Source organism: Shinella zoogloeoides (assembly GCF_003574625.1).
GTDB lineage: Bacteria > Pseudomonadota > Alphaproteobacteria > Rhizobiales > Rhizobiaceae > Shinella > Shinella zoogloeoides_A.
In genome coordinates this window covers 277,094-302,296 of the sequence record NZ_QNUJ01000004.1, presented here as the reverse complement: position 1 = coordinate 302,296, position 25,203 = coordinate 277,094, and the positions used below count along the sequence as shown (strand labels likewise).

24 protein-coding genes are annotated in these 25,203 nt (G+C 64.6%); 11 read left to right on the top strand and 13 right to left on the bottom strand.

Annotated elements, in window-relative coordinates; all coding sequences use genetic code 11:
* The first annotated feature begins 57 nt into the window (after nucleotides 1-57).
* The 4 genes from DSD28_RS09810 (at nucleotide 58) to DSD28_RS09795 (ending at nucleotide 4,851) form a co-directional block, all read left to right on the top strand.
* Nucleotides 58-1,980, top strand: a complete 1,923-nt coding sequence (locus DSD28_RS09810; protein ID WP_432430852.1) for an LTA synthase family protein — start codon at nucleotides 58-60, stop codon at nucleotides 1,978-1,980.
* Between the two features lie 56 nt (nucleotides 1,981-2,036).
* Complete coding sequence (locus tag DSD28_RS09805) at nucleotides 2,037-2,567, top strand: DUF1003 domain-containing protein (RefSeq protein WP_119256199.1); 531 nt, start codon at nucleotides 2,037-2,039, stop codon at nucleotides 2,565-2,567.
* Nucleotides 2,568-2,711: 144 nt separating this feature from the next.
* Nucleotides 2,712-3,134 (top strand): TadE/TadG family type IV pilus assembly protein, encoded by a 423-nt coding sequence (locus DSD28_RS09800; RefSeq protein ID WP_245424795.1) that lies wholly within the window; start codon nucleotides 2,712-2,714, stop codon nucleotides 3,132-3,134.
* Between the two features lies 1 nt (nucleotide 3,135).
* On the top strand, nucleotides 3,136-4,851 hold the full coding sequence (locus tag DSD28_RS09795; protein ID WP_119256198.1) for a pilus assembly protein TadG-related protein: 1,716 nt from the start codon (nucleotides 3,136-3,138) through the stop codon (nucleotides 4,849-4,851).
* A gap of 3 nt (nucleotides 4,852-4,854) precedes the next feature.
* Here DSD28_RS09795 and DSD28_RS09790 read toward each other — a convergent pair whose 3' ends face one another.
* The 3 genes from DSD28_RS09790 to gor form a co-directional block, all read right to left on the bottom strand.
* Entirely contained in the window at nucleotides 4,855-5,250 is a 396-nt protein-coding gene (locus tag DSD28_RS09790) for a GFA family protein (protein ID WP_119256197.1), read from the bottom strand.
* Nucleotides 5,251-5,371: 121 nt separating this feature from the next.
* Nucleotides 5,372-6,745: a class II 3-deoxy-7-phosphoheptulonate synthase gene (locus tag DSD28_RS09785; protein WP_119256196.1), complete on the bottom strand. Its 1,374-nt coding sequence runs from the start codon at nucleotides 6,743-6,745 to the stop codon at nucleotides 5,372-5,374.
* Between the two features lie 147 nt (nucleotides 6,746-6,892).
* On the bottom strand, nucleotides 6,893-8,281 hold the full coding sequence (gene gor / locus DSD28_RS09780; RefSeq protein ID WP_119256195.1) for a glutathione-disulfide reductase: 1,389 nt from the start codon (nucleotides 8,279-8,281) through the stop codon (nucleotides 6,893-6,895).
* Nucleotides 8,282-8,551: 270 nt separating this feature from the next.
* Between gor and DSD28_RS09775 the strand changes: the two genes are divergently transcribed.
* Nucleotides 8,552-8,887: a hypothetical protein gene (locus tag DSD28_RS09775; RefSeq protein ID WP_119256397.1), complete on the top strand. Its 336-nt coding sequence runs from the start codon at nucleotides 8,552-8,554 to the stop codon at nucleotides 8,885-8,887.
* A gap of 69 nt (nucleotides 8,888-8,956) precedes the next feature.
* Here the strand turns inward: DSD28_RS09775 and DSD28_RS09770 are convergent, their stop codons facing one another.
* Nucleotides 8,957-9,496 carry a DUF2059 domain-containing protein gene (locus tag DSD28_RS09770; protein ID WP_119256194.1) on the bottom strand — a complete coding sequence of 180 codons (540 nt, stop codon included), beginning with the start codon at nucleotides 9,494-9,496 and terminating at the stop codon, nucleotides 8,957-8,959.
* Between the two features lie 18 nt (nucleotides 9,497-9,514).
* Complete coding sequence (gene rpiA, locus DSD28_RS09765) at nucleotides 9,515-10,213, bottom strand: ribose-5-phosphate isomerase RpiA (RefSeq protein ID WP_119256193.1); 699 nt, start codon at nucleotides 10,211-10,213, stop codon at nucleotides 9,515-9,517.
* A 189-nt stretch (nucleotides 10,214-10,402) separates the two neighbouring features.
* Here rpiA and DSD28_RS09760 point away from each other — a divergent pair, with 189 nt between their 5' ends.
* Nucleotides 10,403-11,077, top strand: a complete 675-nt coding sequence (locus tag DSD28_RS09760; RefSeq protein ID WP_119256192.1) for an HAD family hydrolase — start codon at nucleotides 10,403-10,405, stop codon at nucleotides 11,075-11,077.
* A 90-nt stretch (nucleotides 11,078-11,167) separates the two neighbouring features.
* On the opposite strand, the gene DSD28_RS09755 is transcribed toward DSD28_RS09760, so the two are convergent.
* On the bottom strand, nucleotides 11,168-13,048 hold the full coding sequence (locus DSD28_RS09755) for a L,D-transpeptidase family protein (RefSeq protein ID WP_119256191.1): 1,881 nt from the start codon (nucleotides 13,046-13,048) through the stop codon (nucleotides 11,168-11,170).
* A 503-nt stretch (nucleotides 13,049-13,551) separates the two neighbouring features.
* Here DSD28_RS09755 and fumC point away from each other — a divergent pair.
* The 3 genes from fumC to DSD28_RS09740 all read left to right on the top strand — a co-directional run bounded on the left by fumC (nucleotide 13,552) and on the right by DSD28_RS09740 (nucleotide 17,193).
* Nucleotides 13,552-14,976, top strand: a complete 1,425-nt coding sequence (fumC, locus tag DSD28_RS09750; RefSeq protein ID WP_119256190.1) for a class II fumarate hydratase — start codon at nucleotides 13,552-13,554, stop codon at nucleotides 14,974-14,976.
* 167 nt (nucleotides 14,977-15,143) lie between these two features.
* Nucleotides 15,144-16,214, top strand: coding sequence for a GGDEF domain-containing protein (locus DSD28_RS09745; RefSeq protein ID WP_119256189.1), 1,071 nt, complete (start codon nucleotides 15,144-15,146; stop codon nucleotides 16,212-16,214).
* 334 nt (nucleotides 16,215-16,548) lie between these two features.
* The gene (locus DSD28_RS09740; RefSeq protein ID WP_119256188.1) at nucleotides 16,549-17,193 is read left to right on the top strand and encodes a L,D-transpeptidase; all 645 of its coding nucleotides are present in this window, start codon (nucleotides 16,549-16,551) and stop codon (nucleotides 17,191-17,193) included.
* A gap of 15 nt (nucleotides 17,194-17,208) precedes the next feature.
* Here the strand turns inward: DSD28_RS09740 and DSD28_RS09735 are convergent, their stop codons facing one another.
* The 3 genes from DSD28_RS09735 to DSD28_RS09725 all read right to left on the bottom strand — a co-directional run bounded on the left by DSD28_RS09735 (nucleotide 17,209) and on the right by DSD28_RS09725 (nucleotide 19,363).
* Nucleotides 17,209-17,955 carry a M15 family metallopeptidase gene (locus DSD28_RS09735; RefSeq protein ID WP_119256187.1) on the bottom strand — a complete coding sequence of 249 codons (747 nt, stop codon included), beginning with the start codon at nucleotides 17,953-17,955 and terminating at the stop codon, nucleotides 17,209-17,211.
* Nucleotides 17,956-17,992: 37 nt separating this feature from the next.
* Nucleotides 17,993-18,337 (bottom strand): hypothetical protein, encoded by a 345-nt coding sequence (locus DSD28_RS09730; protein WP_119256186.1) that lies wholly within the window; start codon nucleotides 18,335-18,337, stop codon nucleotides 17,993-17,995.
* A 117-nt stretch (nucleotides 18,338-18,454) separates the two neighbouring features.
* Nucleotides 18,455-19,363, bottom strand: a complete 909-nt coding sequence (locus DSD28_RS09725) for an alpha/beta hydrolase (RefSeq protein ID WP_119256185.1) — start codon at nucleotides 19,361-19,363, stop codon at nucleotides 18,455-18,457.
* Between the two features lie 47 nt (nucleotides 19,364-19,410).
* On the opposite strand from DSD28_RS09725, the gene DSD28_RS09720 reads away from it, so the two are divergent.
* Nucleotides 19,411-19,887: a MarR family winged helix-turn-helix transcriptional regulator gene (locus tag DSD28_RS09720; protein WP_119256184.1), complete on the top strand. Its 477-nt coding sequence runs from the start codon at nucleotides 19,411-19,413 to the stop codon at nucleotides 19,885-19,887.
* Here DSD28_RS09720 and DSD28_RS09715 read toward each other — a convergent pair.
* The 4 genes from DSD28_RS09715 to DSD28_RS09700 all read right to left on the bottom strand — a co-directional run bounded on the left by DSD28_RS09715 (nucleotide 19,884) and on the right by DSD28_RS09700 (nucleotide 24,004).
* Nucleotides 19,884-21,095: a low temperature requirement protein A gene (locus tag DSD28_RS09715; protein WP_119256183.1), complete on the bottom strand. Its 1,212-nt coding sequence runs from the start codon at nucleotides 21,093-21,095 to the stop codon at nucleotides 19,884-19,886. The two genes, DSD28_RS09720 and DSD28_RS09715, sit on opposite strands and share 4 nt — an antisense overlap.
* 15 nt (nucleotides 21,096-21,110) lie before the next feature.
* Entirely contained in the window at nucleotides 21,111-21,677 is a 567-nt protein-coding gene (locus tag DSD28_RS09710; RefSeq protein ID WP_119256182.1) for a TMEM175 family protein, read from the bottom strand.
* 71 nt (nucleotides 21,678-21,748) lie between these two features.
* Entirely contained in the window at nucleotides 21,749-23,575 is a 1,827-nt protein-coding gene (locus tag DSD28_RS09705; protein ID WP_119256181.1) for a monovalent cation:proton antiporter-2 (CPA2) family protein, read from the bottom strand.
* A gap of 54 nt (nucleotides 23,576-23,629) precedes the next feature.
* Nucleotides 23,630-24,004 (bottom strand): gamma-butyrobetaine hydroxylase-like domain-containing protein, encoded by a 375-nt coding sequence (locus DSD28_RS09700; RefSeq protein ID WP_119256180.1) that lies wholly within the window; start codon nucleotides 24,002-24,004, stop codon nucleotides 23,630-23,632.
* A 200-nt stretch (nucleotides 24,005-24,204) separates the two neighbouring features.
* On the opposite strand from DSD28_RS09700, the gene moaA reads away from it, so the two are divergent.
* On the top strand, nucleotides 24,205-25,191 hold the full coding sequence (moaA, locus tag DSD28_RS09695; protein WP_119256396.1) for a GTP 3',8-cyclase MoaA: 987 nt from the start codon (nucleotides 24,205-24,207) through the stop codon (nucleotides 25,189-25,191).
* The last annotated feature ends 12 nt before the right edge of the window (nucleotides 25,192-25,203 follow it).

Sequence of the window (25,203 nt, the reverse complement as noted above, 5' to 3'; positions counted from 1 at the left end):
TGACATCCGTATGACAGATACACGAAAGTTTTATGACACCCGGAGAAGGCCTTGGCCCTGTTCACTTCCGCAGCCGTGGCAATCGAAGCCACCGAGATTTCCGCCGCAGAGGCAGGCTTTTTCGCGCGCCATGCCAAGGCGCTGGCGGTTCTGCGCTCGCTGGCCGTCTCGTTTCTCCTGGCGCTTGCCACCGTCGTCGTCGTCGAACTCATCACGCGTGGCTCGCTCGGGCAGACCTATGCCTATCTGACCAATCTCCAGCAGCCCGGCTGGACGACCGCCGGCATGTTCTTCCTGCTCTATCTCGCCATCGACGCGCTGATCGGCCGCCAGCACAAGGCCGTGCTGCTGGTCTCCCCGCTCGTCGTGCTGATGGGCGTCATCTCGCAGCAGAAGCAGGTGTTCCTTACCGACCCGCTCTATCCGACCGACCTGCTTTTCGGCCGCCAGATCCTCGAGCTGATGCCCGTGCTGGTGCAGGACCGCCCGTGGACCGCCGCGGGCCTTGCGCTGACCGTTCTCGCCGCGGTCGCCGGCCTCATCGCCCTGTGGATCTTCGCCTGGCGCCGCTTCCGCCCGCTGACCAGGAAGGAGCGCCTGACGCGCCTTGCCGTCACGCTGCCGCTGCTCGCCGGATTCGTGTCCATCATGGACTACAACGACTTCTCCTGGGTGCGCGACCGGCTGAAGGTCTTCCCGATCATGTGGGACCAGGCGGAGAACTACCGCCATAACGGCTTCGTCATGGCCTTCGCGATCAACCTGCCGATGGCGAACGTGCAGGCGCCTGCCGGCTACATGACCGACGCCATCGACAAGATTCCGTCCAAGCCCCTGCCGGCCGGCACGACGCACCGCTCCAAGCCGGACGTCATCGTGGTGATGAGCGAGTCCCTCTGGGATCCGACGCGCCTTGAGAACGTCAAGCTGTCGCCCGATCCGATGCCGGTCATCCGCGAAAACGCCAGCGGCAACGTCTTCTCGCCGGAATTCGGCGGCCTGACGGCCAATGTGGAATTCGAGGCGCTGACGGGCTTCTCCAACGCCTTCCTGCCGACCGGCAGCATCCCCTACCAGCAATATGTGCGCAAGCCGATCCCCTCGCTCGCCACGTTCTTCCGCGCGGAAGGCTATACGGCACGCGCCATCCATCCGTTCTCCGGCTGGTTCTGGAACCGCACCAGCGTCTACAAGGCCTTCGGTTTCGAGGCCTTCAAGGACGTCGACCAGATGCCGCCGCTGGCAAAGCGCGGCAACTTCACCTCGGACGAGGCGCTGACGAAGGAAATCATCCGCCAGGCGGACGCGCAGGAAAACCCGTTCTTCTTCTTCGCCGTCACGCTGCAGGGCCACGGCCCCTATGACGACGGCCGCTACAAGAAGACCGACATCGCCATCGACGGCAAGCTCGACGCCCGCGAGAACCGCATGCTGGCAAGCTACGCCCAGGGCGTGAAGGAAGCCGACCAGAGCCTCAAGATGCTGATGGACTGGGCGAAGGAACGCGACCGCGAGACGATCATCGTCGTCTTCGGCGACCACCTGCCGCCGCTCAACACGGTCTACAAGACATCCGGCTACATGCAGGGCATCACCGCCTCGCGCAAGGGCTCGGCCGAGCAGATGAAGAAGGAGCACGAGACCCCGCTCGTCATCTGGTCGAACAAGACCGGCGTGGAGAAGGAAGTGGGCACGATCAGCCCGGCATTCCTCTCCTACTACATCCTCAAGGAAGCGGGCTACGAGCACCCCTACTACACCGGCTTCCTCGGCGCGGTGCACGACAAGCTGCGCGTCATCGACCGCTACATGCTGATCGACGCCAAGGGCAACGCCACGCCCGATTGGGCGCGCAAGAAGACGCTCGACCCGCTGGTGCGCGACTTCCGCTTCCTGCAGCACGACATCATGTTCGGCAAGCAGTACGGCCTCGAGCGCTTCTTCGACTCCCATGCGGAGCTGATGGCGGCAGGCTACTGATTTTCGCCGGAATAAGGCTAGGCTAGAGTTCCGATTCCCGCTTCCGGAGCCCGGCCATGAGACCCTTCGACGACGCAGCCCAAATCCTCTTCGGTAAGCCTGCCGACCAGCTCGATGAGACCGAGCGCGACGTACTGCTGCACTCCCGCGAGGGCCGCATTCTTTCGGAAGACCGCAACATCGCCTACGAGGCGAAGCAATCGGTCGGCGAGCGCATCGCCGACGCCATCGCCCGCATCGGCGGCTCCTGGGCCTTCATCATCGGCTTCCTCGCCTTCCTCGTCGTCTGGACGGTCGCCAATACGCTGCTGCTGACGAAGGATGCCTTCGATCCCTACCCCTTCATCTTCCTCAACCTCGTGCTTTCCATGCTCGCCGCCCTCCAGGCTCCGATCATCATGATGTCGCAGAACCGGCAGGCCGCCCGCGACCGCTTCGAGGCCACCAAGGACTACGAGGTGAACCTCAAGGCGGAGATCGAGCTCATGGCGCTGCATCACAAGATCGACACCCATTTCATCGAGGAGATCGCCGCGCTGAAGATGGAAATCCTGCGGCTGCACGACGTGCTGCACCAACGGAGGTGACAACCCGCCACAACCAAAAATAGGCGGGATTCACACAAATCAATCTATAGGAGAAATTAAGATTCTCGGCGCACGATAAACGTGCATCCACATCAGGGATGCGGGGAATGCCATGCCGTCACACAATCCGAAGGAGGAGATGTCGTGCACGCCTTGTCCCGCCTGTCGAAGGATCGCGCCGGCACATCGGCGCTGGAATTCGCGATCATCGCCCCGCTCTTCTTCCTCGCGCTGTTCACGCTGATCGCCTACGGCATCTACCTTTCCGTCACGCATTCCGTGCAGCAGATCGCCGCCGATGCCGCCCGCACGGCGGTTGCCGGGCTCAACCCGACCGAGCGCGTCACGCTCGTCAACCGCTACCTCGATGCATCCCGCCTCGACTATTCCTTCATCAACCGCACGAAGATGAAGGTGCTCGTCACGGACGATCCGGGCAATCCGGACCAGTTCACCGTCACCATCACCTACGATTCCAGCGACCTGCCGATCTGGAAGCTCTTCACCTTCGCGCTGCCGAAGGAAGAGATCCAGCGCTACGCCACCGTGCGCATCGGGGGGATGTGAGATGAAGCCTCCCCGCCTGCTCCAGGACCGTTCCGGCAATATCGGCATACTCGCGGCGGCGAGCCTGCCCCTGATGATCTTCTCGCTGGCGCTGGGCGTGGACTACGGCTACCTCACCGTGCAGCGTCGGCAGTTGCAGTCCTCCGCGGACCTTGCCGCGATCGCCGCCGCCTCCAACGTGGCGGAGGCGGAAAAGGCTGCCGCGACCTATTTCGCACTCAACCACCTGCCGGCTTCCGTCTCCGGCACGAACGGCGTGACGATCCCCGCCGCGACGCCGGTCGGCCTCAAGGCCGCCGTCACCACCGCGACGGTCGAGCGCGGCCGCTACGTCGCCGATCCCGACATTCCGCCCGAGGACCGCTTCAAGCCGGCGACGGCCGATGCCGACGCCGCACGGGTGACGCTGTCCCGCCCCGCCGACCTCTTCGTCGCCTCTGTCTTCATGCCGAAGTCGCCGCTGCTTTCGGCAACCGGCTCGGCATCGCGCACCAAGGTCGCCGCCTTCTCCATCGGCACACGCCTTGCCAGCCTCAACGACGGCATCCTCAACGCACTGCTCGGCAAGCTCCTCGGCACGAAGCTTTCGCTCAAGGTGATGGACTACCGCGCGTTGGTCGACACGGATCTTTCGGTACAGCCCTTCCTGAAGGCCGTCGCCACGCAATTGAACCTGACGGCCGGCACCTATGAGGACGTGCTGAATGCCGGCATCACCATGCCGCAGCTTCTCGCCTCCATGCGCGCCGTCGAGGGGCTTTCCGGCCCTGTCCGCTCCGCCCTCCACGCCATAGAGACGGCGACGTCGGGCAGCAAGGTGAAGCTCCCCCTCGCCCGCATCCTCAACATCGACCCGAAGAAGGGCATAGCCGTGGCGACGGGCGGCGACTGGGCGATGTCCGTCAACGCCCTGCAGATCGTCACCGCCGCCGCGGCCCTTGCCAACGGCAAGAACCAGGTGGCGCTCGACACCGGCCTTGCCATTCCGGGCCTCGCCTCGGTGACGGTCGCGCTCGCCATCGGCGAACCGCCGGTCGAAACGCCCTCCCACCGTCTGGGCGCACCTGGCAGCGCCGTGCGCAGCGCCCAGACGCGACTTGCGGTCGAGGTCGGCGTCGACGGGCTTGCCGCGCTGGCGGGCCTTCGGATCAAGCTGCCGCTCTATGTCGAGGTCGCAGCGTCCGAGGCAAAGCTCGCCGATATCCGCTGCCTCGGCGGCTCGCCGTCCAATGCCAATGTCGCGGTCGATGCCGTGGCGGGCGTGGCGGAGATCGCCATCGGCAAGGTGGACCCGTCCGTGCTCGCCGATTTCTCCGACGAGCCCCGGGTGCAGAAAGCCCGGATCGTCGATGCCCTGCTCCTCAGCATCGACGCGCTGGCGCATGCCGAGGCCAAGAACCTTACGAAGGACCGCCTCACCTTCACGCCGACGGAGATCGCCGCCAAGGCGACGAAATCCACCTCGACACGCGATACGCTCACCTCCACCATCCAGAGCCTGCTCGGAAAGCTCGAGGTCGAGATCAACATCAAGCTGCTCAATCTCGGGCTCAGCACCTCGCTCGTCACGCAGGCGCTCGCCTCGACGCTCGGCGCGGCGACGCCAGCGCTGGACGAACTGCTCTACAATCTGCTGCTCGCCGTCGGCGTGAAGATCGGGGAAGCGGATATCCGCGTGACGGGCGTCGCCTGCCAGCGCCCCGCCCTCGTGCAATAGGGCTTAGCCGCCCTGCGGGAATTGCGGCGCGCCGTCGGTAATCTCGTAATAGTCGCCCTTGTCGGCGCAATAGATGTGCACGCCGATGGAAAACCCCGTCGGCCTGTCGAAGGAGCCGGCCATGACCGAGGTATAGTTGGAACCGTCGCCCTTCCAGAACAGGGCGGAGCCGCAGGTCCGGCAGAAGCCCCGGCCCGCCCAATCGCTTGCACGATACCAGGCGACGTTCTCCGATCCTTCCACCGTCAGCTTCTCGTCGCGCACATTGACCGCGGCGTAGAAATTCCCGGTCTGCCGCCGGCACTGGCTGCAATGGCAGGCGACGATCTTGCTGAGGTCTCCTTGCGTGCGGAAACGCACCGCGCCGCAGAGGCAATGTCCCCGATGTTCCTCGCTCATATTCCCCCCAAACGAAAACCGGGCCAGCTTTGCCAGCCGGCCCGGTCCTGTCAAATTCACATTCCTGAATGCATGCATCAGCCCCGCTCATCGACGGAACCGAAGCGTGAACGGAAGGCGATCAGCCGTTCACGACCATCCGCTTCTCGTCGCGGCCGCCCTTCATGCGCTCGGCAAGAAGGAAGGCGAGCTCCAGCGCCTGGTCGGCGTTGAGGCGCGGGTCGCAATGCGTGTGGTAGCGGTCGCCAAGGTCCGCGCCCGAAAGCGCCCGTGCGCCGCCCGTGCATTCCGTCACGTCGTTGCCGGTCATCTCGATATGGATGCCGCCCGGATGCGTGCCTTCGGCGCGGTGGATCTGGAAGAAGCTCTCCACTTCCGACAGGATCCGCTCGAAGGGACGGGTCTTGTAGTTGTTGAGCGTGATCGTGTTGCCATGCATCGGGTCGCAGGACCACACGACCTTCTTGCCTTCCCGCTCGACGGCACGGATGAGGCGCGGCAGGTTCTCCGCGACCTTGTCGTGGCCGAAGCGGCAGATCAGCGTCAGGCGGCCGGCCTCGTTCTGCGGGTTGAGGAGGTCGATGAGCTCAAGGAGGCCATCGCTCGTCAGCGACGGACCGCACTTGAGGCCGATCGGGTTCTTGATGCCACGGCAATATTCGATATGCGCATGGTCGGCCTGGCGGGTGCGGTCGCCGATCCAGATCATATGGCCGGACGTCGCGTACCAGTCGCCCGAGGTCGAATCGACGCGGGTCAGCGCCTGCTCGTAACCGAGCAGCAGCGCCTCATGGCTGGTGAAGAAATCCGTCTCGCGCAGGTTCGCGTGGTTCTCCGAGGTGATGCCGATGGCCTTCATGAAGTCCATGGTCTCGGAAATCCGGTCGGCGAGCTTGCGGTAGCGCTCGGCCTGCGGGCTGTCCTTGACGAAGCCAAGCATCCACTGGTTGACGTTCTCCAGGTTGGCATAGCCGCCCATGGCGAAAGCGCGCAGGAGGTTCAGCGTCGCCGCGGACTGGCGGTAGGCCATGATCTGGCGTTCCGGGTTCGGCACGCGGGCCTCTTCCGTGAACTCGATGCCGTTGATGATGTCGCCGCGGTAGGACGGCAGCGATACATCGCCCTGCTTCTCGATGCCCGAGGAACGGGGCTTGGCGAACTGGCCGGCGATGCGGCCGACCTTGACCACCGGAAGCTGGGCGCCGAAGGTCAGCACCACGGCCATCTGGAGGAAGGCGCGGAAGAAGTCGCGGATCGTATCGGCACCGTGCTCGGCGAAACTCTCGGCGCAATCGCCGCCCTGAAGCAGGAAGCCCTTGCCTTCGGCCACGTTCGCAAGCGCGGTCTTGAGGCGGCGTGCCTCACCGGCGAAGACGAGCGGCGGAAACTTCGCGAGGCGTTCTTCGGTCGCCGCCAATGCGGCGAGATCGGGATAATCCGGAACCTGCTGGATGGGCTTCTGCCGCCAGCTGCTCGGCGTCCAATTCTGTGCCATGATACTCACCTGTCCTGAAGCGCTCCCAACAAGCCAGGAACGCCCCTCCGTTTTAACGATGCGGGCTTATAAACCGATAGATGGTTCTTGCATAGCGGGAGTTCTAGCGATCGACTGTCCCAAATGCGCCAGATGTGGCAACCGCCGTCAGACCCGCTGGCCGTTCCTGACGCGGTAGCTTGGCTGGTACATCGTCACCAGTTCCTCCGACGCCGTCGGATGCACCGCCATGGTGCGGTCGAAGTCGTCCTTGGTGACACCAGCCTTCAGCGAGATGCCAAGAAGTTGCGCCATCTCGCCCGCCTCGTGGCCGAGGATATGCGCGCCCACCACCTTTCGGTCGGAGGCATTGACGACGAGCTTCATGATCGTCTTTTCCTGCCGGCCGGAAAGCGTCGCCTTCATCGGGCGGAACTCGGCGCGGTAGATTTCGAGATCGTCGAACCGCTTCGCTGCTTCCTCCTCGCTGAGGCCGACCGTACCGATCTCGGGCTGCGAGAACACGGCGGTCGCGATGAGGTCATGATCCGGCGAGACCGGATTGCCGCGAAACTCCGTCTCGATGAAGCACATCGCTTCGTGGATCGCGACCGGCGTCAGCTGCACGCGGTCGGTCACGTCGCCAAGCGCAAAGATGCCGGGAGCGTTGGTCCGCGAATGCTCATCGACGATGATCGCGCCACGCTCGTTCATGGCGACGCCCGCCGTCTCCAGCCCGAGGCTGCCGGTGTTCGGCACGCGGCCGAGCGCCAGCATCACCTGGTCGACGGTCAGTGTCTCGCCGGTCTTGGTCTTCACGACACGGCGCCCGCCCTCGCCTTCGGCGACGCTGGTGATGATATCCTCGCAGATGACGCGGATGCCCTTGCCGATCATCGCCGACTGCAGGCCGTGGCGCATGTCCTGATCGAAGCGCGAGAGGATCTGCTTGCCGCGATAGATCAACGTCGTCTCGACACCGAGCCCGTGGAAGATATTGGCGAATTCGACGGCGATATAGCCACCGCCCGCGATCAGGATGGATTTCGGCAGCGCCGGCAGGTCGAAGGCCTCGTTCGAGGTGATGCAGAGATCATGACCGGGCAGGTCGAAATGCGGCGTCGGATGACCGCCGACGGCGATCAGGATGCGCTCGGCCGTCACCAGCTCGTCGGTGGCGGTCAGGCGGATCGTGTTCGGCCCGACGAGTACTGCGCGCGTCGCGAGGATGATCGCGCCGGCATTCTCCAGCCCTTTGCGATAGAGACCTTCGAGGCGCGCGATCTCCTTCTCCTTGGCCGAAACGAGCGCCGGCCAGTCGAATGTCGTCTCGCCGACCTGCCAGCCGAAGCCGGCGGCATCCTCGAAATGCTCGTGGAACTGCGAGGCATAGACATAGAGCTTCTTCGGCACGCAGCCGCGGATGACACAGGTGCCGCCGAAGCGGAACTCCTCGGCGATCGCCACCTTCTTGCCCATGGCTGCGGCAAGGCGCGCGCTGCGCACGCCGCCGGAGCCTCCACCGATGACGAAGAGGTCGTAGTCGAATGTCGTCATGTCGCGATCTCCTGCGGGCAAGCCTGGCCGGACGGCCGTCTGAGGACGCGGAAGGCGAATCCGCCCGCTGCGTCCGACACATATAGGAACAGCGCGCCCAAAAGGAAAAGGCCGGATCGCCGGTTGAGCGCCACTCCCGCTGCGGTCGCTTTACATTGCCGGAAAATCCGCCCCAAATGCTGGACCGGGCGGCGTGGATGCCCGATTTACGCCGGGGCGAAGGGGCGTTAGGAAATACCTGACCGATTGTGGTCCAAGTGGATGATCATCATGAAAAAGCCCCTGCGTATCGCGGCCTGCGCGGCCGTACTCGCCCTCCTGGCAGGCCCTGCGGCCGCCGAAGACCTCGTCTTCGAGCTAAGGAACGGCACCAATTCCACGCTCACCGCCTTCTACACCTCCCCGGTCGGCGAGGACCGTTGGGAAGAGGATGTGTTCGGCGACCAGGTGCTCGAGCCCGGCGAGACGATCGAAGTCACCATCGCGGATGGCCGCGATGTCTGCGAGTACGACATGCGCTTCGAGTTTTCGGAGGATTCCGCCCTGGATACGACGACCGACACGCAGAACCTGTGCGAACTCGGCTCCTACACGATCCACGAATAGACGGCGCCGGGCCGTCGCCATCGAGGCATATGAAAAAGGCGGCCCGTGGCCGCCTTTTTCCGTCGATACTTACTGCTTCGGCTTCGCGTCGCCGCCCTCGGCAGGCTTGGCGCCAATCATCTGGTCGAGCTTGGTGCCGCTTTCGGTGCGCAGGTCGCGGTCGATGCCCGAAGCCCAGATTTCGGCAGCCTTCACGACTTCGCGCGTGGCGATCGGGCCGTCCGACAGCAGCTTCTTGCCGACGGCCGAGCCGTAGAAGTCGGCAATGGCCTTCAGCTCGTCCTGCGTGAAGGTCTTGGCGTAGATCGTCGCGGCTTCCTTCTCGAGGTCAGCACGGCGCGGCGCCAGCGCCAGCGCCTGTTCGTCGACGACGGCACTGATTTCCGATTCGTGGTTCGGCGATGCCTGCACGAAAGACGCCTTCACCCGGGCGGCAAGGCTCGGAAGGATATCGTCGAAGCGGCTCGTCGCGCCGATGGCGTCGATGGCGGCGCGGGCTGCCTTGATCTGCGCGTCCGTGACGTCCTGCGCCTTGACGGCGCCGGCAAAGCCAGCCGAAACGATGAGGGTCACCGCGAGGGTCCGGCCGAAACCAGCAAATTTGATCATGTCGGTCTGTGCTCCTGTCTATTCTTTCGCCGTCAGCGTGCGCGCACCAGCGGGTCCCGCGATGATGGCAAGCGACGCCATATTGATGAAGAGGCCGTGTTCGACGACGCCCGGTATGTCATTGAGATTGCTTGCGAGCGCATCTGCATCAGGAATGCGGCCAAAAGATGCGTCGAGAATGTAGTGTCCACCGTCCGTCATGAACGGGCCGTCGCCGGAGGTGCGCAGCGCGATCGGACCGGAAAGGGAAAGGCGCGCGGCCGTCTTCTCGATGGCGATGCGCGTCGCGGCAAGACCGAACGGATTGACCTCGATCGGCAGCTTGAAGGCGCCGAGCGTCTCGACGACCTTGCTCTCGTCAGCGATCACGATCATGCGCTGCGAGGCGCTGGCGACAATCTTCTCGCGCAGCAGCGCGCCGCCGCCGCCCTTGATGAGGCGCAGCCTGCCGTCCACCTCGTCGGCGCCGTCGATGGTGAGGTCGAGTTCCGGCAGTTCGTCGAGCGACTTCAGCGGCACGCCGAGTTCGACGCAGAGCCGCGCCGTGCGCTCGGAGGTGGGCACGCCCTCGACCCTGAGGCCGCCGGCCACCTTCTCGGCCAGGAGCCGCACGAATTCCTCGGCGGTCGAGCCGGTGCCGATGCCGAGGCGCATGCCGTCTTCTACATGGGCCAGCGCTGCCTCGGCGGCCTTGATCTTCATTTCACGGGCGTCCATGCCCAAAACTCCCTGAGCCGTTGCAAACCGGCGCGCGAAGCGGCCGAAATTCCGGTGAGACACTTACACGCCCCTGCCGGCAAACGAAAGCCAAAATCGCCGCCTCCCTGCGGCAGGAAAGCGGATTGCAAATGCCGCCCCGCCGTCGCATACCGGAAGCATCCTCCCTCTTTCCACCCGCAGGTTTTCATGTCCGCTCCTCTCGTAGTCTTCGATCTCGACGGCACCCTCATCGATACGGCACACGATCTCGTGGCGAGCCTCAACCACACGATCGGCCTCGAAGGGCTGGAGCCGGTCGGCTATGGCGACCTCACCTATCTCGTCGGCCACGGCGGCCAGGTGATGATCAAGCGCGCCTTCGCGCTGCGCGGCCGCGAGATTTCCGACGAGGAACTGCAGCGCATGCTCGCCGTCTTCGTCGAGCACTATGCGGACGCCATGCCCGGCGTCTCGACGCCCTATCCCGGCCTCACCGACGCCATGGACCGTCTTGCCGGAACCGGCTACCGCCTCGCCGTCTGCACGAACAAGATGGAAGGGCTTGCCCGCCGCCTCGTCGACGGCCTCGGCCTCACGGCGCGCTTCGCCGCCATCACCGGCGGCGATACCTTCGCCGTGCGCAAGCCGGATGCCGAACACCTGCTCGGCACCGTCCGCCTTGCCGGGGCGGATCCGAAGCGCACGGTGATGATCGGCGACAGCCTCAACGACATGCTCGTCGCCCGCAATGCCGGCGTCCCGTCGATCGGCGTGCCCTTCGGTTATTCGGACGTGCCGGTCGCCGAACTCGAGCCGAACCACGTCATCGCCCATTTCGACGAACTGACGCCCGACCTCGTGGAGCGCCTCATCGCCCGCTAGAGCATCTCCGGCAAATGTGAAAATGCTGCAATGAAAAAGGGCACGCCTCCCGGGAGGCGTGCCCTTTGATTTACCAGCCGGCTCGCAGCATCAGCCCTGGACCTGCCGTGCCGAGCGCGTGGCGGCGAAGGCCTTGCGCATGTAGTCGTCACGGCCATAGACGTCGTCGAAATATTCGACCGCGCCGTTCTTGTTCGGCCAGGCGGTGAAATAGGTGATGTAGATCGGGATATCCGCCTTCACGCTCAGCGCCTTGTTGCGGCCGGCCGCGATCTCCTTGCCGACATCCGCCTCGCTGACGCCGAGCACGGCCGCCGCCATCTTGCGCGGTTCGGCAAGGCGCACGCAACCGTGGCTGAGCGCCCGCATGTCCTTCTTGAAGAAGCTCTTCGACGGCGTGTCGTGCATGTAGATGGCGTGGCTGTTCGGGAAGAGGATCTTCAATTCGCCCAGCGCATTGTCGCCGCTCGGCGGCTGGCGCACGGAAACGCCGGCGGTCGAGCCGCTCCAGTTGACGGAGGACGACGGCACCGCCCGGCCGCCCACGGCCACCTCGTAGCCCATGCGGTCGAGATAGGACGGGTCGTTGCGCAGCTTCGGCAGCATCTCGTTGATGATGATCGACTGCGGCACGCCCCAATATGGGTTGACCTCGACGGTCTGGATGCGGTCCTCGAAGAAATAGGTCTGGTGCGACTTGGAGCCGACGACCGTGCGCATCGAGAACTTTTCCGCGCCGTCCTCGTAGTAGTAGACCATGAAGGCCGGCTGGTTGATGAAGACATGGCGCGCGCCGAGATCGGCCGGCAGCCAGCGGGCCTGTTCCAGCGCGACTTCGAGCTTGGCGACCTTGTCGGCCACCGAATCGCCGCCGACGAGCTTGCGGATCGACGCCTTGCCGACGACGCCGTCCGGCTTCAGGCCGTTTTCCTTCTGGAAGGCCTCGACGAGCGCGACCAGTTCCGGCGTATAGTCCGGCGTGCCCGCATAGCTTGCGATGGTCACCGAATGGTCGGTCTTCAACGCATCCGAGCCGTGCTTGACGATGCCCTTGACGATATTGGCGAGTTCCGGGCTGCTCTGGCCCGGCTTCAGCAGGGTATTTTCGGCGATCACCACGCGGTCGTCGCCCTCGGTCTCGGCGCGCAGCCTGGCAAGCTCGGCCTTGAGCGCCTGGAAATCGGCATTGGCCGGCGAGCGGCTTTCGAGGTAGCCCTTCACGTTGCCGCTCAGCGCCACGTTCTTCAGCGCGGCGACGAGATTGACGTCCTTGCGCTTGAAGTCGTGATAGCCCGAAATCCGGTTCGGATCGATCCGGCCCCGCACCGCGTCCTGCACATAGGTCGCGACGGCCGACGAGAGGGCGATCTCGAAGGTCGCAAGCTCGTTGTAGCGCGCGTTCATGTCGGCGCTGTCGAAGCTGTCCGCGGGGATCTGCACCGCGTAGTCCCAGGGGTCGAGACCGACGGCCGCGGCATCTGCGAGCACCGCGATGGCAGCCTTGGCTTTCTCGCTGATGCCCGTGCCCACGACCCAGACGAGCTTCTTGTGGTCGGCGTAGAACGTCTCGACCGCCTTGGCGGCGTCCGGCGTGGTGCGCACGTTGACCGAAGCGAAGGCCGCGCGAATGCCGGAATCGCCGGCCGGCACGATATCCGCGGAGATCGAGCTGGTTACGACGGGATCGGCCAGTTTATCGACGGCGACACGCTTCAGGGCATCGGCCTTGTAGGTATAGTAACGGGGGCCGGTGACGCGCGGCAGGGGCTTTGCTTCCTGCTTTACCACGGCATTCGGCATCACCGCGCCGGTTTGCACGCCCGGAAGCTCCTCGCGCTTCGGCTCCTTCTTCTTGCCGCCGCGAATGAAATCCATCAGCGTAATGGCATTTGCGGGCGCGGCGTGCAGCGTGATGGTGGCGCAGGACAGAGCCAGCGCAGCGGCCAGCACGGCAGTCTTTGACAGCTTCATAAGTATTCCATTCCCCGAATGAACCGCACCTTGCGGTCTCTGGCGGCGCCCGAACCAGCAGGCCGGTAAGTTATAGGAAAGGATGGTGAATGAAAAGGAAACGCCCCTCCCCGCCGACCGTTCCACGCCTCACGAAACCGTTATGCCCGAACCTGCAAAACAGGACGGACGACACCCGGTAAAAATTTGAATTGACGCGGATTTTTTTACCTGGAGCCGGTTTTCCAAATCCCTCGGCAGAAAATCAGAAAAAATTTGTGCCGTCGGTTGTGATGGAAAAGGCACAGCGCCTGCGAGGCCTTCGAGACCCCTTGCGCGACCATATCCGCCGCCTAATCGATTTTAACCGAAAGTCTCGTCCCGCACCGCCAATCCGCCCTTGCAACCGGGTCTGAGATGGGCCAGAGATTTGCGCGATTTTTTCGCGCCAGCGCGGCCCTTCCCGAACGGCCCGCGCTCGCCCGGCCTGCCGCGCCCCATGCGGCGGCATCGCCGGCGGCAGGATGGAGCGCATGGGCTTTAAAGCGGGAAGCACAATGACATCGACGCGCACGGAAACGGATACATTCGGCCCCATCGAAGTGGACAACAGCCGCTATTGGGGCGCGCAGGCCCAGCGTTCGCTCGGCAACTTCAAGATCGGCTGGGAAAAGCAGCCGCTTTCGGTCGTGCGCGCCCTCGGCATCGTCAAGCAGGCCGCCGCCCGCGCCAACGTGGAGCTCGGCCGCCTCGACCCGAAGCTCGGCGAAGCGATCGTCGCCGCAGCGCAGGAAGTCATCGACGGCAAACTCAACGACCATTTCCCGCTCGTCGTCTGGCAGACGGGCTCGGGCACCCAGTCCAACATGAACGCCAACGAGGTGATCTCCAACCGGGCCATCGAAATGCTCGGCGGCGTCATGGGCTCCAAGAAGCCGGTGCATCCGAACGACCACGTCAACATGAGCCAGTCGTCGAACGATACCTATCCGACGGCCATGCACATCGCCTGCGCCGAGCGCATCGTCCATGACCTGCTGCCGGCGCTCAAGCACCTGCACGCCGCGCTCGAGGCCAAGGTCAAGGCCTTCGACCACATCATCAAGATCGGCCGCACGCACACGCAGGACGCCACCCCGCTGACCCTCGGCCAGGAATTCTCCGGCTATGCCGCGCAGGTCGCCTCCTCGATCAAGCGCATCGAACTGACCCTGCCGGGCCTTTGCGAACTCGCCCAGGGCGGCACCGCCGTCGGCACCGGCCTCAATGCCCCGGTCGGCTTTGCGGAAAAGGTCGCCGATCAGATCGCGAAGATCACCGGCATCGCCTTCAAGACCGCGCCGAACAAGTTCGAGGCGCTCGCCGCGCACGATTCCATGGTCTTCTCGCACGGCGCGATCAACGCGGCCGCCGCCGCCCTCTTCAAGATCGCCAACGATATCCGCTTCCTCGGCTCCGGCCCACGCTCCGGTCTCGGCGAACTCTCCCTGCCGGAAAACGAGCCCGGCTCGTCCATCATGCCCGGCAAGGTCAACCCGACCCAGTGCGAAGCCCTCACCCAGGTCTGCGCCCAGGTCTTCGGCAACCATGCCTCGCTGACCTTCGCCGGCAGCCAGGGCCACTTCGAGCTCAATGTCTTCAACCCGCTGATGGCCTACAATTTCCTGCAGTCCGTCCAGCTGCTTTCGGATGCCGCGATCTCCTTCACCGACAATTGCGTCGTCGGCATCGAGGCGCGCGAGGACAACATCAAGGCGGCGCTCGACCGCTCGCTGATGCTCGTCACGGCGCTCGCCCCGAAGATCGGCTACGATAATGCCGCCAAGATCGCCAAGACCGCGCACAAGAACGGCACGACGCTCCGCGAGGAGGCCGTCGGCGGCGGTTACGTCACGAACGAGGAGTTCGACGAGGTTGTGCGCCCGGAAAAAATGATCATGCCGGGTTGAAGAAGTTTTTTTTAATATAATAAGCGAAAAGGCCGCAGATCATTGGATTTTCGGCCTTTTTTCTTTCCGCATTCCGTTACGGAATACACAAACGTTAATCTTTCCCAAAGCTTTTTCGCAGTATTTTACGGGATGGGAGCCAACCAGGGAAATCAGGAGCAGCCGCAATGAACACGGCAGTCGCGCAGAAGGTCCAGGTGCCCGACATCGCGGCACAGGTGACCTATGCCATGCGCATAATGGGCGTTTCTCCCATTCCGCGGAATTACGAGCTGTTCTACGAAGCCTATATCGGCTCGAACCCCAAGCTGACGCGGGAACTGGCCGCCCTCGGCACCAAGGCCTCGCAGGAGGAACTGGACGAGATCGGCGCCCGCTATTTCGGCCATCATCACGGCGAAACAGTCATCGACGGCGCGCATACGAGGATCGTCGGCGAGCTGGAAGGCATCCTCCGCCTCCTGAAGCAGGAACAGACCTCGCTCGAAAGCTATAACAGGCTGCTCGACGAAACCTTCGTGCGCATCAGCGGCAAGAGCGTCACCAGCGCCGAGATCATCCGCAGCGCCATCGGCGTCCTGACGGAAGCGACCGGCGACACCATCACCCAGGGCAAGGAGATGGTCGAGAACGTCGCGCAGAAATCCATAGAGATGGAGAACGTCCGCAAGGAGCTGGACGAATACAAGCGTATCGCCAACACCGATTCGCTGACGCAGCTCTCCAACCGCCGCGCCTTCGACGACAAGCTCTCGGCGATCTACAATTCCTCCATGTCGCGCAACGTCACCGCGCTGGTCCTTGCCGATATCGACCATTTCAAGAAGATCAACGACACCTATGGCCATCCGGTCGGCGACAAGATCCTCGCCTCCGTCGCCAGCCTGATCCGCGCGAACGTGCGCAAGGACATCCTCGTCGCACGCACCGGCGGCGAGGAATTCGCGATGATCATCGAGGGCAATACCGAGGAAGAGGCGATGGCGATCGCCGAGCGCATCCGCACCGCGCTGGAGCACACGCCGTTCAAGAACTCCAAGACCGGCGTCAACTACGGCCCGATCACCATCTCGCTCGGCTTCTGCATGGCCTCCTGGGCGGAAGGCCCTGGCGAACTCTACTCCAAGGCCGATATCGCGCTTTACTGCGCCAAGAACGGCGGGCGCAACCGCACCATGGCCTTCGAAGACGGCATGAAGAAGGACTTCACCAAGAGCTGGCTGATCTACCGCAAGTAGGACATCCGTTCCTGTCCCGAAACGGCGCCCTTTGCGGCGCCGTTTGCATTTCGGCAACGAAATTTTCTCCCCGGCCAAATCCGGCGGAACCGTGGCGGGACCTGAGCGTTTCCACGGCAAATGGAGGATCGTGCCATGCAGAACGGATTTCTCGAAATGACGATCATCGCAGTCCTGATGGTCAGCAGCCTCGTCTGGATTCAGCCCTTCTGAGGGTATACGGCCGGCGGGCGCCTGTTCCCCCCGGAACATCGTGGCATCCGCCGCCGTCCTACAACGTCCCCATCGGAACACGCCGGGCGGAACGCCCCGGCCTCAAGACAGGGGACAGGACATGAAAAAGTTTGCCATCGCGCTCATCGCCGGCTTTCTTTCCACCACGGGCATTGCCGCCGCCGACAATAGGGTCGATCCGATCGAGGTCGCATCACTCTCCTCCGCCTCGCAGAAGACCGGCTGGCTGCAGGTGCTCTCCGGCGGCAAGCCGGTGAAGTCGAATACAAAGATCGCCGCCGTCTCCCGCGCGCCCATCGCCCGCGAACTCGTCGCCTTCGACGAGGACGTCCCGTCCGGCACGATCATCGTCGACAATTCCGAGCGGCGCCTCTACCACGTGCTCGGTTCCGGCCTTGCCATGAAATATGCCGTCAGCGTCGGCCGCGAGGGCTTCATCTGGATCGGCACGGAAACGGTGACGCGCAAGACCGAATGGCCGACCTGGACGCCGCCGGAAGACATGCGCGCCCGCGAGGCGAAGAAGGGCAAGGTCCTGCCGGTCACCATGAAGGGCGGCCTCGACAACCCGCTTGGCTCCCGCGCCATCTATCTCGGCTCCACCATCTATCGCATCCACGGCACGAACCAGCCGTCCTCGCTCGGCAAGGCGCAATCGTCCGGCTGCATCCGCATGGCGAACGAGGATGTCGAGCACCTCTATGCGCAGGTGACGCCCGGCACGACGGTCATCGTGCGTAATTGAGGAAGACCGGAACGATCAGCGGCAGGCCGATGCGCCTGCCGCTTTTGCTATTGCGATGAGTTCCGGGCGGTATTCGAAATGCATGGTGTCGTAGTGGTACCAGCGCCCGCCCCAGATGAAGCCGTGCCGCTCGAAAATCTCGACGATCTCCAGCGGATACCGGTTGGCATGGCGCGGCACCTTGCCCGGCTTGCCGCCGGACCAGACCCAGTAATCGGCGAATTTCGTGTTGAGGTCGATGGCCGCGCCGAAGCTGTGCACCGACATGTTCGGCGCGCCGGAGACCTTGCGCCAGTTGAAGGTGCCGGCGGAGGGCGCCAGATAGCGCTTCAGCGCCGGCCTTTCCGCAAGCGCGTCCCGCACCTTTTCCAGCGCCGCCGCGGCGCCCTGCCGCTTGGTGACGCGCAATGTCGTGCCGAACCAGGCGACGGGAACGAGGTCGCCTTCCACCGCCTTCGCGGTCCGGCCATAGAGCCGCATCATCAGCGCATCGCTGCGGACGCGGCCCGGGTCGAAATCGAGCACGGGCTTCGCCTCGCAGGCGCCGAGCGGATAGATCTGCCGCAGGCTGTCCTCGATGTCCCCGCCGGCGAGCGCCGCCTGATGGTCCTTCGCCTTGCCGTCGTCGATCTGAAGCGGCTCGCCGCCGTCGCGCAGGAGAAGCATGTTGCCCTCGACGCCGGAAAGGCTCTCGGGATAGACCTCCACGAGGAGTTTGAGGCGCGTGGCAAGGTCGGGCTCGGCCGCGCGCGCGGCCGGCATGGCCGCCGCCAGCGCGAGCGCGGCGGCGAACCAGCGCTTAGTCGACGGAGATATTGATATAGTCGCCTCCCGCGCCGCGCCAGATTTCGACGGAGATGCGCACGTCGCCATTGAGGATGCGGCGCGCGGCGCTGCCCTCGATCCGGCCGCTACGGATCATGCGCTCGGCAAGATCGCGGTTGCGGGCGGATGCGAAGAAGCTGTCGATATCGTCGCCAGGCTGGCGGATGCCGAAGCGGTGCACATTGGCGCGATCCTGGCGGATGACCTGCCAGGGCTGGGTCAGGCGCTCGTTGCTGGAATTGTAGAGATCGTCCTGCCCGATATAGGCGTCATAGCTTTCCAGCAATTCGTCGGCATGGGCCGCACCCGTCGAAACCATCAATGTTGCAGCACAAGCCGCCGCGAAAATTCCTGTCCGCATTTCTCACTCCAAATCCGGCCGAAGCCCTTAGCAATGACAAGACGGGCGGGCAGGTCCGGATATTCGCCGCCTTCTTCAGGCGGCAAGACGCCGCCGGTCCTCCGCCAGGAAATCGACGATGCGGTCGATCACCGGTTCGGCCGAAACGATGCGGCGATGGCCGAAGCCGTTCGCCCATTCGAGCGTCACGTTCGGCCCGGCGGTCGCATAGCGGCGGGCATGCAGCGCCGGCACCTCCTTGTCGTCCTCGGCGTGGAGGACCAGCATGGGCGTTGCGAGCCGCCCTGCCCCGTTCGCCGCATCGAAGGCCGAAAGCGGCGCGCCGGCGATCCGTTCCACGTGGCTCTCCAGCGCCGCCTGCGCCCGGGGCCCCAGCTTCAGCAGCCGGCCGAGATCCTTGAAAAGCCATGTCATCTCACTCGGCGAGCCGATGGTGACGAGCCGGCGCGGCCGGTGGGCGGGAACCGAGGGCACGAGGCCGCTTGCCGCGCAGGCAAGCGACGCGCCGCCGAAGGAATGGCCGCAGAAATAGTCGAAGCCGCCGAAGCGCTGCCAGGCCGCGTCGATCGCCCGGACGGCCATCGGCAGCGTCAGCGTGCGACCCCGCGAGGCGCCGTGGCCCGGCAGGTCGAGCGCGACGACCTCATGGCCCGCGGCGACCAGCCCCTCGGTAAGGGCGGCAAGATAGGCCGTGCGCGAGCCCCAGCCATGCACCACGAGGACGCGCCCCGCAAAGGCCTCGCAGGGGCGCGCGGCAAAGCGGTGCGCGACGGCGCTGCCGCCCTCGAAGGAAAGCGTGACGCGCTGCGCCTGCCGCATCCAGCCGCGCGAGCGGGCGAACAGCTCCTTCTCCTTCGCCGTGCCGGGGCGCCGGCGGGGCGTCATCGCGAAGAGACGGAAGGCGGCGCGGCCGGCCGCATCGGGAGACACCGCGGCCACGCCCGAAAGCGCCAGCCGGATGACCTTCAAGCCAAAGGATGCCATAGTGGGAATCCATAAAAATGTTCAATGCTGAACAATAAAGTACAACCATGAACGAAAATCAAGCCTTCCCCTGGGATCATCCGCGCTTTCGCAGCTGGATCGGCGTGGCGCGCGCCTGCCAGCTCATGCAGCAGGCGATGACTAGGGCGATCGCGGACCTCGGCATCAAGACGCCGCATCTCGACATCCTGATCAATCTCTACCGCTTCGACGGCATTTCCCAGCAGGAGCTGGCCCGCAAGCTTCTGGTCGGCCGCTCGAACATGAGCATGCTGCTGCCGCAGCTCGAAAAGCGCGGCCTGATCGTCCGCCGCCCGGATACGAAGGACAAGCGCATCCTGCGCCTTTCGCTGACGGAAGCCGGCCGCAAGCTCACCATGGAAGCCATGGCCATCCAGACGGGAATGATCGAGAAGATCATGTCGCAGACGCCCGCCGACCGCTGCCTCCAGGTCGCCGAGGCGATGGAGGACATCATCCGCCTCCTCCAGACGATGGAGACGGAAACGGACGCCGGAGACTAGACGGCGGCGACGTCGTCCGCGCGGGTCGACCGCAGCGACAGGAACTCCCAGACGGCGACGCCGAACAGCACCGCGCCGGCCGCCATGAAGAGCTGGTAGGGTTCTACGACCGGCACGACCAGCGACAACGCCAGCAGCGCGCCGATGCCGACAAGATGCGACAGCGGCGAGCGTCCGCGGATCGCCGCCTTGAACCAGATATTGCCGAGCAGGAAAACGACCGGCCCGCCGATGATAGCGCTCGCCGTCCTGAAATCGAGATGGCCGTGCGGATGGGCGAGAGCGAACTCCTCCGCCACCGCCGAAAGGATGATGCCGGCGACAATCGGGATATGGGCATAGGTGAAGGCCATGCGCGCGATGCGGCCGGGCGTTGCCGAATGCTCGATCAGATGCGCCGCCTCGCCGTGGCCGAAGCGGAAGTAGATCCACCACATGGTCGCCGTCGAGACGAAGGCCGCGGCCAGCATGAAGATGGTGAAGCCGTCGAGCAGTTCCATGCCGGCAACCGTGCGGCCGGTCACGAGGATGGTCTCGCCGAGGCAGATGATGACGAAGAGCGCGCAACGCTCGGCCATGTGCTCGCCCGACACCTGCCAGTCGCTCACCGACGAACGCCCGAGGCCGGGCACGGCAAAGCCGAGCGCCGGCGAGACATATTCGACGCCGAGCGCGACCAGCCAGAGCGCCAGCCGCGCCTCGTGCTCGACGAAGGCGCCGGCCAGCCAGAACACGGCGGAAAACACCGTCCAGGCGGTGATGCGCGTGAAGTTGCGGCTGTTCTCCGGCCAGTCCCGCCGCATCGCGAAGGCGGTGAAGGCCGAGCGACCGACCTGCATGGCGACATAGGTCAGCGCGAACAGCAGCCCGCCCTCGCCGAAGGCGGTCGGAATGGCGATGGAGAGCATCAGGCCGAGGAACATCAGCACGAAGAGCAGCACGCGCACCGGCGTCTTGTCCGGGTCGAGCCAGTTCGTCGCCCAGGTCGTGTAGATCCACACCCACCAGACCGCCAGCAACAGCACGCCCGCCTCGACGAGGCCGAGCGGCGAATAATGTGCGGCGAGCGTATGGGAAAGCTGGATGATCGTCAGCACGAAGACGAGATCGAAGAAGAGCTCGGCAAAGGCGACCTTGCCTTCCTGCGCGGTGCCGCGTGCCCGCAGGCTCGCGGAATGGGCGAAGCGTTCGTCATTCTGCGCCGTCATGGCGGGTTTCCTCGGTTAGAGCTTTTCGAGACGACGGTCCGGCACCACCCAGAGCAGCGCGACGGCGGCGTAGATGAGGTGCGAGATCGTCGGAGAGACGAAGGCGAGCAGGATCGCGGCGAGATAGAAGAGAGGCGAAAAGCGTCCCTTGAAGTCGGTTCCGAGGGCGCGCTTTACCCGCTCGGGATCGGGATGAACCGCAACGATTCGTATCTGCAGGATGGCATAGGCGATGGCCGACAGCAGGAGGATCGCGCCGTAGAGCGCCGTCGGCAGCGCCGCGGAGGGATTGTTGCCCATCCAGGCGGTGACGAAAGGAATGAGCGACATCCAGAAAAGCAGATGCATGTTCGCCCAGAGCACGCTGCCGCTGGCATTGTCACATACCGTCAGCAGGTGATGATGGTTGTTCCAGTAGATCCCCACATAGACGAAGCTCAGGATATAGCCGAGAAAGACCGGCATCAGCGGCAGCAGCGCCGCGAAGGTCGGTTCCTTCGGCACCGTGAGCTGCAACACCATGATCGTGATGATGATGGCGATCACGCCATCGCTGAAGGCTTCCAGACGTCCCTTGTTCATGCGCGCTCCCTATCCGTTCTCATTAGAGATGCCGCATGTTGCGCTGAGTCGCTACAGAAGATTGCGTAACGTCAATTCGCCTCTTCCTCGGCGTGGCGCTGGCGCTCCTCTTCCGCCGCCGCCCGTACCCTGCCGGTGCGCGCAGCCACGATATCGGCGGGCTGGGCATTGCCGCGGATGAGCTGGCGGCCCGCATAGATGCCGCCGACCGTCTCGAGGGAGAAGCGCTCGCGGTCCGTGTCGCGGAATTCCTCGACCACCTCGCCCGCCAGTTCCTCGTCCTCGCCGAGCGCCTTCAACGTCTCGCGGCTGAAGATCATGGCGGATTCGAAGGTCTCGCGGATCTGGAAGTCGACCCCCGCATGGACGAGGTCGATCGCGTGGCCGCGGTCATAGGCGCGGGCAAGCAGGGGCACGAGCGGGAACTCCTCCTTCACCACCTCGGCGATCTTCACCGCCGCTTCCTTGTCGTCGACGCAGATGAGGATCGCTTTCGCCGTCGCCGCGCCCGCCGCATGCAGGATGTCGATGCGCGAGCCGTCGCCGTAATAGACCTTGAAGCCGAATTCCGAGGCGTCGCGCACGAATTCCGCGTCCTTGTCGATCAGCGAGAGCGTATAGCCACGGGCAAGCAGCGGCTGGCTAACGATCTGGCCGAACCGGCCGAAACCGATCATCAGCACGGTGCCCTCGACATTTTCCGGCAACGTCAGGCCCTCGATGGATGGCTGGCTCTTCGGCACCAGCCGGTCGTGCAGCATGACGAAGAGCGGCGTCAGCACCATGGAGATGATGATGGTCGCCGTCAGGATGGCGTTCTGCTCGCCGTTGAGGATGCCGGCGGAGACGGCGGCGGCATAGAGCACGAAGGCGAACTCGCCGCCCTGCGCCATCAGCACCGCCCGCTCCAGGCTTTCGCTGTGACAGGTGCCGACGAGGCGCGCCACGACGTAGATCAGCACCGTCTTGGCAACCATGTAGCCGGCGACGCTCGCCACCACGAGCGTCCAGTTGGCGGCGATGACCGAAAGGTCGATCGCCATGCCGACGCCGAGGAAGAACAGGCCGAGCAGGATGCCGCGGAACGGCTCGATATCCGCTTCGAGCTGGTGGCGGAAGGACGATTCGGAGAGCAGCACGCCGGCAAGGAAGGCACCCATGGCCATGGAAAGGCCCGAGAGCTGCATGGCGAGCGCCGAGCCGAGCACCACGAGCAGCGCCGCCGCCGTCATCACCTCGCGCGCGCCGGATGCCGCCAGCACCCGGAAGAGCGGGTTCAAGAGGTACCGTCCGGCCAGCACCAGCGCGACGACCGCGCCGATGGCAATCGCGATCGACAGCCAGCGGTCGGACGCATCCGCCGCCGCTGCACCCGTGCCGAGCAGCGCGACGACGGCGAGCAGCGGCACGATGGCAAGGTCCTCGAAGAGCAGGATCGCGATGATGCGCTGCCCCTTGAGCGTGGAAAGCGTGCCCCTCTCCTGCAGCATCTGCATGACGATGGCGGTGGAGGTGAGCACGAAGCCGGTGCCGGCGACGAAGGAGGGAATGAGCGGAAAGCCGAAGGCAAGCCCGATCCCGGTGAGCGCCGCCATGGCGCCGAGCACCTGGAACGTGCCGAGGCCGAAAATGTCCTTGCGCATGCCCCAGAGCCGCGAGGGCTGCATTTCAAGGCCGATGATGAAGAGGAACATCACCACGCCGAGTTCGGCGACATGGATGATCGCCTGCGGATCGGAGAAGAAGCCGAGGCCGAACGGACCGATGGCAAGGCCCGCCGCCAGATAGCCGAGCACCGAGCCGAGGCCGATCTTCTTGAAGACCGGCACGGCGGCGACGCCCGCCGCCAGGAGCACGACAACCTGGGTGAGATCGTTTGCGTTCGTTTCTGCTGCCAAAGGCGTCTCCCGACGGGATTGGAATGGACGCTACCTTCGGCAGGCAGTCCAAGTTTATCGCGGCTTCTCGGAAATATCGCGGCTCATGCCCTTCTCCGCAAGCTCGCGCTCGTAATCGGCAAAGAGCCCGGCGCCCTTTTCCCCGAGTTCCCGGAGATAGGACCACGTATAGATGCCGGTATCGTGAAAGTCGTCGAAGCCGATGCGGACGGCGTAATTGCCGGTCGGCGTCATGGAGATGATCGCGACATTGCGCTTGCCGGGCACCGTCACCTTCTGCCCCGGCCCATGGCCCTGCACTTCGGCAGAGGGCGAAAGCACGCGCAGGAGCTCGGCGGAAAGATCGAAGCTCGCGTCGTCGTTGAAGGTGACGACGAGACGCTGGCGGTCCTTGGACACACGCAGCTCGGTCGGCCAGAGGTCGCTCATGCCTGATCCCTTTCCATTCGATTTCGCGAAGGACTATGCCGCAAGCCGGGGATGCGCAAGGCTGAAAATGCTGTCATAATCGCCGCATTGGCTTGACGGAGCGCGCCCCGCGCACGACATGTCGATAAAGGAGACGTGGTTTGAATTCGCATGCAGGACCCTGGAACGGCGCGAACGCGGTCGCGCAATCCGAAGCGCCGATGATCGACCCCTTCGGGCGGGCGATCACCTATCTGCGCGTATCGGTCACCGACCGCTGCGATTTCCGCTGCACCTACTGCATGGCGGAGAACATGACCTTCCTGCCGAAGAAGGATCTCCTCACGCTGGAAGAGCTGGAGCGGCTCTGTTCCGCCTTCATCGCCAAGGGCGTGCGCAAGCTGCGCCTGACCGGCGGCGAGCCGCTGGTGCGCAAGAACATCATGCATCTGGTGCGCGGGCTCGGCGCCCATGTCCATGCCGGTCGTCTCGACGAGCTGACGCTGACGACGAACGGCTCGCAGCTTGCAAGGCATGCCGCCGAGCTTGCCGATTGCGGCGTGCGGCGCATCAACGTCTCGCTCGACACGCTCGACGCGGAAAAGTTCAGGACCATCACCCGCTGGGGCGAGCTTTCCAAGGTCATGGAGGGCATCGACGCGGCACAGGCCGCGGGCCTCAGGATCAAGATCAACGCCGTGGCGCTGAAGGACTTCAACGACCGCGAAATCCCCGACCTGATGCGCTGGGCGCACGGCCGCGGCATGGACCTCACCCTCATCGAGACCATGCCGATGGGCGAGATCGAGGAGGATCGCACGGACCGCTACCTGCCGCTCTCGCAAATGCGCGCCCGGCTCGCCGAAGAATTCACCCTCACCGAAAACGCCTACCGCACCGGCGGCCCGGCGCGCTACGTGACGGTGGAGGAGACCGGCGGCCGCCTCGGCTTCATCACGCCGATGACGCACAATTTCTGCGAAAGCTGCAACCGCGTCCGCCTCACCTGCACCGGCACGCTCTATATGTGCCTCGGCCAGAACGACGCGGCCGACCTACGCCTGCCGCTGCGCGCCTCCGAGAACGACGCCCTGCTCTCGCAGGCGATCGACGAGGCGATCGGCCGCAAGCCGAAGGGCCACGATTTCATCATCGACCGCCGCAACCGCCCGGCCGTCGCCCGTCACATGAGCGTCACCGGCGGCTGATCGCCGGAACGG